Source organism: Sutcliffiella cohnii (assembly GCF_002250055.1).
Taxonomy (GTDB): domain Bacteria; phylum Bacillota; class Bacilli; order Bacillales; family Bacillaceae_I; genus Sutcliffiella; species Sutcliffiella cohnii.
Map to the genome: position 1 here is coordinate 4,681,241 of NZ_CP018866.1, position 8,760 is coordinate 4,690,000.

Annotated in this window: 9 protein-coding genes and 1 rRNA gene (1 of these 10 running past the window's edge); all 10 read left to right on the forward strand. The window is 37.7% G+C overall.

Annotated elements, in window-relative coordinates; translation table 11 throughout:
* Nucleotides 1-213 precede the first annotated feature (213 nt).
* Nucleotides 214-1,644, forward strand: coding sequence for an anthranilate synthase component I (gene trpE, locus BC6307_RS23405; RefSeq protein WP_066417990.1), 1,431 nt, complete (start codon nucleotides 214-216; stop codon nucleotides 1,642-1,644).
* Entirely contained in the window at nucleotides 1,641-2,234 is a 594-nt protein-coding gene (gene pabA / locus BC6307_RS23410) for an aminodeoxychorismate/anthranilate synthase component II (RefSeq protein WP_066417988.1), read from the forward strand. Before trpE ends, pabA begins: the two co-directional genes overlap by 4 nt.
* Nucleotides 2,218-3,111, forward strand: a complete 894-nt coding sequence (gene pabC, locus BC6307_RS23415; protein ID WP_066417986.1) for an aminodeoxychorismate lyase — start codon at nucleotides 2,218-2,220, stop codon at nucleotides 3,109-3,111. The genes pabA and pabC overlap by 17 nt, the downstream gene beginning before the upstream one ends.
* 49 nt (nucleotides 3,112-3,160) lie before the next feature.
* Nucleotides 3,161-3,940 (forward strand): dihydropteroate synthase, encoded by a 780-nt coding sequence (folP, locus tag BC6307_RS23420; protein WP_084380524.1) that lies wholly within the window; start codon nucleotides 3,161-3,163, stop codon nucleotides 3,938-3,940.
* Entirely contained in the window at nucleotides 3,933-4,298 is a 366-nt protein-coding gene (gene folB / locus BC6307_RS23425) for a dihydroneopterin aldolase (RefSeq protein WP_066417984.1), read from the forward strand. Before folP ends, folB begins: the two co-directional genes overlap by 8 nt.
* Complete coding sequence (gene folK, locus BC6307_RS23430; protein ID WP_066417982.1) at nucleotides 4,295-4,813, forward strand: 2-amino-4-hydroxy-6-hydroxymethyldihydropteridine diphosphokinase; 519 nt, start codon at nucleotides 4,295-4,297, stop codon at nucleotides 4,811-4,813. The genes folB and folK overlap by 4 nt, the downstream gene beginning before the upstream one ends.
* On the forward strand, nucleotides 4,765-4,974 hold the full coding sequence (locus BC6307_RS23435; protein WP_066417979.1) for a helix-turn-helix domain-containing protein: 210 nt from the start codon (nucleotides 4,765-4,767) through the stop codon (nucleotides 4,972-4,974). The genes folK and BC6307_RS23435 overlap by 49 nt, the downstream gene beginning before the upstream one ends.
* Before the next feature lie 18 nt (nucleotides 4,975-4,992).
* Nucleotides 4,993-5,991, forward strand: a complete 999-nt coding sequence (gene dusB / locus BC6307_RS23440; RefSeq protein WP_066417977.1) for a tRNA dihydrouridine synthase DusB — start codon at nucleotides 4,993-4,995, stop codon at nucleotides 5,989-5,991.
* A gap of 164 nt (nucleotides 5,992-6,155) precedes the next feature.
* Nucleotides 6,156-7,640: a lysine--tRNA ligase gene (lysS, locus tag BC6307_RS23445; RefSeq protein ID WP_066417976.1), complete on the forward strand. Its 1,485-nt coding sequence runs from the start codon at nucleotides 6,156-6,158 to the stop codon at nucleotides 7,638-7,640.
* 453 nt (nucleotides 7,641-8,093) lie between these two features.
* A 16S ribosomal RNA gene (locus BC6307_RS23450) occupies nucleotides 8,094-8,760 on the forward strand (it continues 885 nt past the right edge of the window).

Consider the following 8,760-nt stretch of genomic DNA (forward strand, 5'->3'; position numbering starts at 1 on the left):
TAATTATAATTAATTTTTACAAACTAAGGAAAACAGGTAATATACTGTTTTCCTTTTTTGGTCTTTTTTTATATTTTTTCTCATGTTTTTATTATAAAATTCATAATCGGAACACACTAACTAAAATCTTATCAATAGATTTCTAAATTTGGGCATTCAACAATGAAAAGGCTTCATGTAAAATAGGAGAGAGATTGAAGATAGGGCGTGAATATGATGAAGAAGATACCTACTGGAATTAGCTTTCCATATCCTCAGGAGAAATTTTTTCGCCAGTATAAGTCGTTAGTGAAGGATAAACGACATCATATATTGTTAGAGAGTGGTCGTGGAGGCCGTTATTGTATTGTAGGAATGGACCCAGTTGCAACAATTATGGGGAAAAGAGACAAATTGCACATTACTTCCGCAAACGGGACCGAAATAATCGAAGGAAATCCGCTAGAAAGTATGAAAAGTTGGATGAGGCAGTATAGAACCGAAACGTTAGAAGGATTTCCCCCATTTAGTGGAGGTGCGATAGGATATTTTACATACGATTGTATGAGATATATAGAAAAAATAGAGAGCATAGCTGAAGATGATTTAATGCTTCCAGATTTATACTTCTTACTATTTGACGATGTGTTTATTTTAGATAAAGAAACGGAAACGTTGTATATTATTGTCCATAAAGAACTAGATGAAGATAGTGATGCTACTGAAAAGTTGCGCTATTATGAAGCACTTTGGCAATCTGAACAGGAACAACTATCTCATTATTCATATGAGTCCTTATCTAGTTCAAGTGATCGAGAAGTTTCCTTATCAGAAGAGAAGTTTATAGAAGCAGTTGAAAAAATTAAACAATATATCGGACAAGGGGATGTGTTTCAAGTTAATTTATCGGTTAGACAAGCGGAACCGTTACATACACACCCGATAGAAGTATATAGTAAATTAAGAGAATTTAATCCTTCTCCTTACATGGGATATTTACATTTTCCTGAATTCCAAATAGTAAGTGGTTCACCAGAGTTGCTTGTGAAAAAGGATGGAGATGAAATTAGTACAAGGCCGATTGCGGGTACTAGGTCGAGAGGAAAGACAGAGGCGGAGGATTTCGCATTAGCAACCGAGTTAATCGAAAACGAAAAAGAACGGGCCGAACATGTCATGTTAGTGGACTTAGAACGTAATGACTTAGGTCGGGTAGCGCAGTTTGGTACCGTCGAAGTGAATGAATTTATGGTTATTGAGAAGTATTCACATGTCATGCATATCGTTTCTAATGTCAGAGGAAAATTACGAAATGGTCAAGATACATTTGATTTAATAAAAGCAACATTTCCGGGCGGGACAATTACGGGAGCACCTAAAGTAAGAACGATGGAAATTATTGAAGAATTAGAGCCAGTAAGACGTTCCGTTTATACAGGATCTATAGGGTGGATTGGCTATAATGGAGATACAGAACTAAATATTGCAATTCGTACCATGGTTGTAAAAAATGGATGGGCTTATGTACAAGCAGGAGCAGGAATTGTTATTGATTCTGTTCCAAAAAGAGAATATAAAGAATCGTTAAAGAAAGCAGCCGCACTTTGGAAAGCAAAACAGTTGAGTGAAGATGAGAGATTTTTTCGAGAGGAGCTAGAAAGATGATATTAATGATTGATAATTATGATTCCTTTACGTATAACTTAGTACAATATTTAGGTGAATTAGGACAAGAATTAATCGTGAAAAGAAACGATGAGATTACGATTAAGAAGATAGAGGAACTCCAACCACGATTTTTAATGATTTCACCTGGTCCATGCTCTCCTAATGAAGCTGGCATTAGTATGGAGGCTATTCAACATTTTGCAGGGAAAATTCCTATTTTTGGGGTGTGCCTTGGTCATCAATCTATTGCTCAAGTATTCGGTGGGGATGTTATTCAAGCAGAGCGACTGATGCACGGTAAAACGTCTGAAATTCATCATACCGGACAATCGATTTTTCAGAGCTTACCAAACCCGTTTGAGGCAACACGATATCACTCATTGATTGTAAAGAAAGAGACATTACCAGATTGTTTTGAAATGACGGCGTGGACGGATGAAGGAGAAATAATGGCAATTAAACATAAAACATTACCAGTAGAAGGTGTACAATTTCATCCTGAATCGATTATGACGAATGCCGGAAAAGAAATGTTGTTAAATTTTATTAATAAATACGGTGATTATTCGAATGCGAATTTATCATAATGGTCAAATAGTTCCATTAGAGAAAGCTGCTGTTTCTGTGATGGACCATGGGTATATGTACGGTGTTGGGTTATTTGAAACGATGAAAATTAACAATCAATACCCGTTTTTATATGAAGATCACCTTCTTCGACTTCGTTTAGGGCTTGAAAGTGTAAAAATAAAATGGGACTATACGGATGAACAAGTATTGCAAGCTATAGAGAGAACGTTAATAGCAAATAATATAGAGAATGGTAGTATTCGATTAAATGTTAGTGCAGGGGAAGATGTTTGGGGAATGCCGAGTTATCCTTATGAAAATCCAACGACGCTAATTTTTGCCCGGCAAGCAACTATGGCCCCATACTCTACGAAAGCAGGTGTAATTTTATCGACGAGAAGAAATACACCGGAAGGTCATGTTCGTTTAAAATCCCATCATTATTTGAATAACTTAATAGCGTACCAAGAGCTTCAAGGTCGAAAAGATGTGGAAGGGATTTTTTTAACAAAAGAGGGGTATATTGCGGAAGGTATCCTTACTAACATTTTTTGGGTGAAAGACCAAAGAGTTTTTACACCACATGTTGATACAGGAATATTAGACGGTATAACGAGAAGATTAATTATCCAACTACTTCATTATTGTAATATTAAAGTAGAGGAAGGGTTTTATTCGATAGATATGTTAATGGATAGCGATGAAGTTTTTGTTACGAACTCCGGTCAAGAAGTATTACCGATAACAGAAATTGAGGATAAGTCTTTTTTCGGTACTCAAGGTGAAGTAACAAAAAAACTACAAACATTAATTTCTTTATGTCCTTCCAAACTAGCTTCTACTAAACATATTAAGGGGGTTAACGAACGTGGGGATTGCATCATTGCGAAATAAGTGGAAGGTAGGCACTTATGAACTCCCAATAAATGAAAAAACATTAATAATGGGAATATTAAATATCACACCTGACTCCTTTTCTGATGGAGGAAAGTTCAATAATATCGAGGTTGCAGTTAAGCGGGCGAAGGAACTGGTAGAACACGGGGCGGATATAATTGATATTGGTGGGGAATCTACAAGACCTGGTTATACACAAATATCGGTGGAAGAAGAGATAGAAAGAGTAGTTCCTGTGATAGAAGCGTTAACGAGCGAAATAAATGTTCCGATATCAATTGATACTTACAAGTCAGAAGTTGCAAGAGCATCGTTACAAGCTGGTGCTCATATTATTAATGACATATGGGGCGCAAAAGCAGACGCTAATATGGCGAAAGTGGCAGTTGATTTCAATGCGCCAATCATATTGATGCACAATCGAGATAACATGAATTATACGAATCTAATTTCGGATATGCTTGAAGATTTAAATGAAAGTATCGAAATTGTTAAAGCTGCTGGAGTAACCGATGATCAAATAATATTAGATCCTGGCATCGGTTTTGCTAAAACGATGGAGGATAACTTAAAGGTAATGAACCATTTAGATCAGATTACGAATCTAGGCTATCCGGTTTTATTAGGGACGTCTAGAAAAAGGTTTATAGGAGCGGTTTTAAATGACCTTCCACCAGCAGAGAGAATGGAGGGTACTGGTGCAACTGTTTGTTTAGGGATTGAGAAAGGTTGTTCCATCATGAGAGTTCACGATGTGAAGGAAATTGCTAGAATGGCGAAAATGATGGATGCGATGATAAATAAGGGAGGTAATCATTATAGATAAAATATACGTAACTGGTATGAAGTTTTACGGTTATCATGGTGTCTTCCCAGAGGAAACAAAGCTGGGTCAACGCTTTAATGTTGATTTAGTAGTGTTGTTGGATTTATCTAAAGCTAGTCAAAATGATGATTTAAACGCTTCCGTTAATTATGCTGAGCTATATGAAACCTGTAAAAAGGTAGTGGAAGGGGAAACGTATAAATTGGTTGAAACAGTAACAGAAAGAATTGCCCAAGAAATGTTGGAGCGTTTCCCGTTAATCAATGAATGTACGGTAAAGGTAATAAAGCCAGACCCGCCTATCAAAGGACATTATGATTCTGTAGCGGTAGAAATGACGAGGAGCAGGGAAATATGAATGTAGCTTATATTGCTCTTGGATCAAACATAGGGAACCGAGAGGAAACTTTATTGGAAGCTATACGACATTTAGATAGTCATAAGGCTATCAAAGTTCGAGATATTTCTTCCATTTATGAAACAGACCCGGTAGGTTATAAAGAGCAGCCTACCTTTTTAAATATGGTAATTAGTGTAAATGTGAATTTGGAACCTACTGAACTTCTTTCATTCCTACAGGCTACCGAGCAACATTTTGGAAGGAAAAGGGAAGTGGAGTGGGGTCCGAGAACATTAGACCTTGACATTTTGCTTTATAACCAAGAAAATATTGAAATTAAAGACTTAATCATTCCTCATCCAAGAATGTGGGAAAGAGGTTTTGTATTAATTCCATTACGGGAGATTGCAGATTACAAACATATCCCTAAAGAGATAAATGACGAAAAGCTACAAGAACTACGAAGTAAAGAAGGGGTAAGAGTATGGAAGCCGAAAAATGGGGAAGGCGTATCCGGGCTTATCGAAAGTTAAAAGGATTCACACAAGAATCATTAGCTAAAAGTCTTGGGATATCGGTGTCAGTCTTAGGTGAAGTAGAAAGAGGAAATAGAAAACCGTCCGAACAACTTATTATATCTGTTAGTAAAGAATTAAACGTTTCTATAGATGAATTAAGACCGAACGATGAATAATGAAGAAAGGAGGAGAGTATGCTGAAGATTGGTAATATCACCATGAAAAATCAGGTAGTATTAGCACCAATGGCTGGTGTTTGTAATTCTGCCTTTCGATTAACAGTTAAAGAATTTGGTGCAGGTTTAGTATGCGCTGAAATGGTTAGCGATAAAGCGATTCTTTTGAACAATGCAAGAACGATGGGAATGCTGTATATAGATGAAAGAGAAAAGCCGTTAAGCTTACAAATTTTTGGCGGGGAAAAAGATACACTAGTAGAAGCGGCTAAATTTGTAGATAAAAATACAACAGCAGATATTATAGATATTAATATGGGCTGTCCTGTTCCAAAGATTACAAAATGCGATGCTGGAGCTAAATGGTTGTTAGATCCTAATAAAATTTATGAAATGGTTTCTGCTGTTGTCGATGCGGTGGATAAGCCAGTTACCGTTAAAATGCGAATTGGTTGGGATGAAGACCACATTTTTGCAATTGAGAATGCTCAAGCTGTAGAAAAAGCTGGCGGTCAAGCAGTTGCAGTTCACGGTCGAACAAGAGTACAAATGTACGAAGGGAAAGCGGACTGGAATATTATTAAGGACGTAAAGCAGGCTGTGAAGATCCCAGTAATCGGTAACGGTGATGTTCAAACTCCTCAAGATGCAAAACGGATGTTAGATGAAACAGGTGTTGACGGCGTGATGATAGGTCGTGCAGCACTCGGGAACCCATGGGTAATATATCGTACTGTTAAATATTTAGAGACAGGTGAACTTGTAGGTGAACCATCTGTAAGAGAGAAGATGGACGTTTGTAAGTTACATTTAGATCGTCTTATCGACTTAAAAGGTGAATTTGTAGCTGTACGAGAAATGCGTAAGCATGCAGCTTGGTATTTAAAAGGTATGCGCGGTAATGCGAAAGTACGTAATGCTATTAATGAAATGAATACTAGATTAGATCTAGTTTCAGTTCTTGATCAACTAGTCGAGCAAGCTGAAACAGAAGACGTATCAACTCAAGTCGTTTGACATGCCGATAAGGCTATCCTATAATACCCCTATATTACTCTTTGAAACTGCCAGTGCGTAAACTGGCAGTTTTAGCTTTATAATTATTCGGAAAAAATATATAGTAAGAACTAGATATTTAGATATTGTACATACAATAATTTAATAATTGGAGATGAAGAATAATGAGTCATGAAGAATTAAATGACCAGTTGCTAGTCCGTAGAGAGAAACTCAAATCTTTAAGAGAGAAAGGTTTAGACCCATTCGGTGGTAAGTTTGAACGCACACACCAATCTAAAGAACTATTTACTCTTTATGGTGAAACTGAAAAAGAAGCACTAGATGAAAAAGAAGTGTCCGTTACCATTGCAGGTCGTATTATGACGAAACGTGGTAAAGGTAAAGCTGGATTTGCCCATATACAAGATCTTACTGGACAAATACAATTGTATGTAAGAAAAGACGCAGTTGGCGACGAAGCATATGAGATTTTTAATAGTGCGGATATCGGGGATATAGTCGGTGTATCAGGATTAATATTTAAAACAAAAGTCGGGGAACTTTCTGTTAAAGTAAATTCTTTTGAGCTTTTAACAAAAGCATTACGACCTCTTCCTGAGAAATATCACGGATTGAAAGATGTAGAACAACGTTACCGTCAACGCTATCTAGACTTAATTACAAATCCGGAAAGCAAGGAAACGTTTATTGCTCGAAGTAAAATTATCCAAGCGATGCGTCGCTATTTAGATGATAATGGCTATTTAGAAGTTGAAACACCGATGTTACACTCAATAGCTGGTGGAGCTTCTGCGCGTCCATTCATTACACACCATAATGCGTTAGATATGACACTTTATATGCGTATTGCCATCGAATTGCATTTAAAACGTCTAATTGTCGGTGGATTAGAAAAAGTGTATGAAATTGGACGAGTATTTCGTAACGAAGGTATTTCTACTAGGCATAACCCTGAATTTACAATGATCGAATTGTACGAAGCATACGCAGACTATCAAGATATTATGAACCTAACAGAAAACTTAGTGGCACATATTGCTAAAGAAGTGTTAGGAAAAACGATAGTAACATATGGAGAACACGAAGTAGATTTAACTCCTCAATGGAAAAGGCTTCATATGGTAGATGCAGTTAAAGAAGTAACTGGAGTAGACTTCTGGAAAGAGATGACTACCGAAGAAGCGAAACAGTTAGCAAAAGAGCATGGAGTTGAAATAACAGAACATATGCTATTTGGCCATATTGTAAATGAATTTTTTGAGCAAAAAGTTGAGGAAACACTAATTCAACCAACTTTCATCTATGGACATCCTGTAGAAATTTCACCATTAGCAAAGAAAAATGCAGATGATCCTAGGTTTACTGACCGTTTTGAACTATTCATCGTGGGGCGTGAGCATGCAAATGCATTTACTGAATTAAACGATCCAATTGATCAGAGAGAAAGATTTGAAGCTCAATTGGTAGAAAAAGAGCAAGGTAACGATGAGGCTCATGAAATGGACCATGATTTTATTGAAGCGTTAGAATACGGTATGCCTCCAACTGGTGGACTAGGTATTGGTATTGATCGACTTGTTATGCTATTAACAAACGCACCATCTATTCGAGATGTACTACTATTCCCGCAAATGCGTCATAAATAATAATGTTAGTACCACAGGCAAAATGACCTGTGGTACTTTTTTATCGATAGCTAATAAAGAATGAGGGGTTCTATTCCATTAGTTTATTTGTATTCAGAGTGGATAGAAGATATTATCAAATATTCTTTATTACGGTATACTATCATTTAAATACTAATCTATAATTTACCATTAAATAATGTGCATAAAACAGTTGCTATCGAATGATGAAGGTGGTATATTAATATTCGTTGTTCAAAAACAAAAAACAACAAACATCGAAAAATAAAAAACATCAAAAAAGATGTTGACTTATAGTTTTTGATTTGGTAAGATAATAAAGTCGCTTCTGAGAGCGGCACTGAAAAATGTTCTTTGAAAACTAAACAAAACAATAGCGTGCAAGTCGATTTTTAAAATCGACAAAACAATAAATTGACGATAAGTCAGCAAACATTTTGAGCAATCAAATACTCTACGGAGAGTTTGATCCTGGCTCAGGACGAACGCTGGCGGCGTGCCTAATACATGCAAGTCGAGCGAACTTCTTTAGAGCTTGCTTTAAAGAAGTTAGCGGCGGACGGGTGAGTAACACGTGGGCAACCTGCCTGTAAGACTGGGATAACTTCGGGAAACCGGAGCTAATACCGGATAATATATAGTACCTCCTGGTACTATATTGAAAGATGGTTTCGGCTATCACTTACAGATGGGCCCGCGGCGCATTAGCTAGTTGGTGAGGTAACGGCTCACCAAGGCAACGATGCGTAGCCGACCTGAGAGGGTGATCGGCCACACTGGGACTGAGACACGGCCCAGACTCCTACGGGAGGCAGCAGTAGGGAATCTTCCACAATGGACGAAAGTCTGATGGAGCAACGCCGCGTGAGCGATGAAGGCCTTCGGGTCGTAAAGCTCTGTTGTTAGGGAAGAACAAGTGCGAGAGTAACTGCTCGCACCTTGACGGTACCTAACCAGAAAGCCACGGCTAACTACGTGCCAGCAGCCGCGGTAATACGTAGGTGGCAAGCGTTGTCCGGAATTATTGGGCGTAAAGCGCGCGCAGGCGGTTTCTTAAGTCTGATGTGAAAGCCCACGGCTCAACCGTGGAGGGTCATTGGAAACTGGGAGACTTGAGTGC

Coding starts and splice junctions, on each gene's coding strand:
- trpE (WP_066417990.1), top strand. CDS start 214: ATGATGAAGAAGATACCTACTGGAATTAGCTTTCCATATCCTCAGGAG.
- pabA (WP_066417988.1), top strand. CDS start 1,641: ATGATATTAATGATTGATAATTATGATTCCTTTACGTATAACTTAGTA.
- pabC (WP_066417986.1), top strand. CDS start 2,218: ATGCGAATTTATCATAATGGTCAAATAGTTCCATTAGAGAAAGCTGCT.
- folP (WP_084380524.1), top strand. CDS start 3,161: ATGGGAATATTAAATATCACACCTGACTCCTTTTCTGATGGAGGAAAG.
- folK (WP_066417982.1), top strand. CDS start 4,295: ATGAATGTAGCTTATATTGCTCTTGGATCAAACATAGGGAACCGAGAG.
- BC6307_RS23435 (WP_066417979.1), top strand. CDS start 4,765: ATGGAAGCCGAAAAATGGGGAAGGCGTATCCGGGCTTATCGAAAGTTA.
- dusB (WP_066417977.1), top strand. CDS start 4,993: ATGCTGAAGATTGGTAATATCACCATGAAAAATCAGGTAGTATTAGCA.
- lysS (WP_066417976.1), top strand. CDS start 6,156: ATGAGTCATGAAGAATTAAATGACCAGTTGCTAGTCCGTAGAGAGAAA.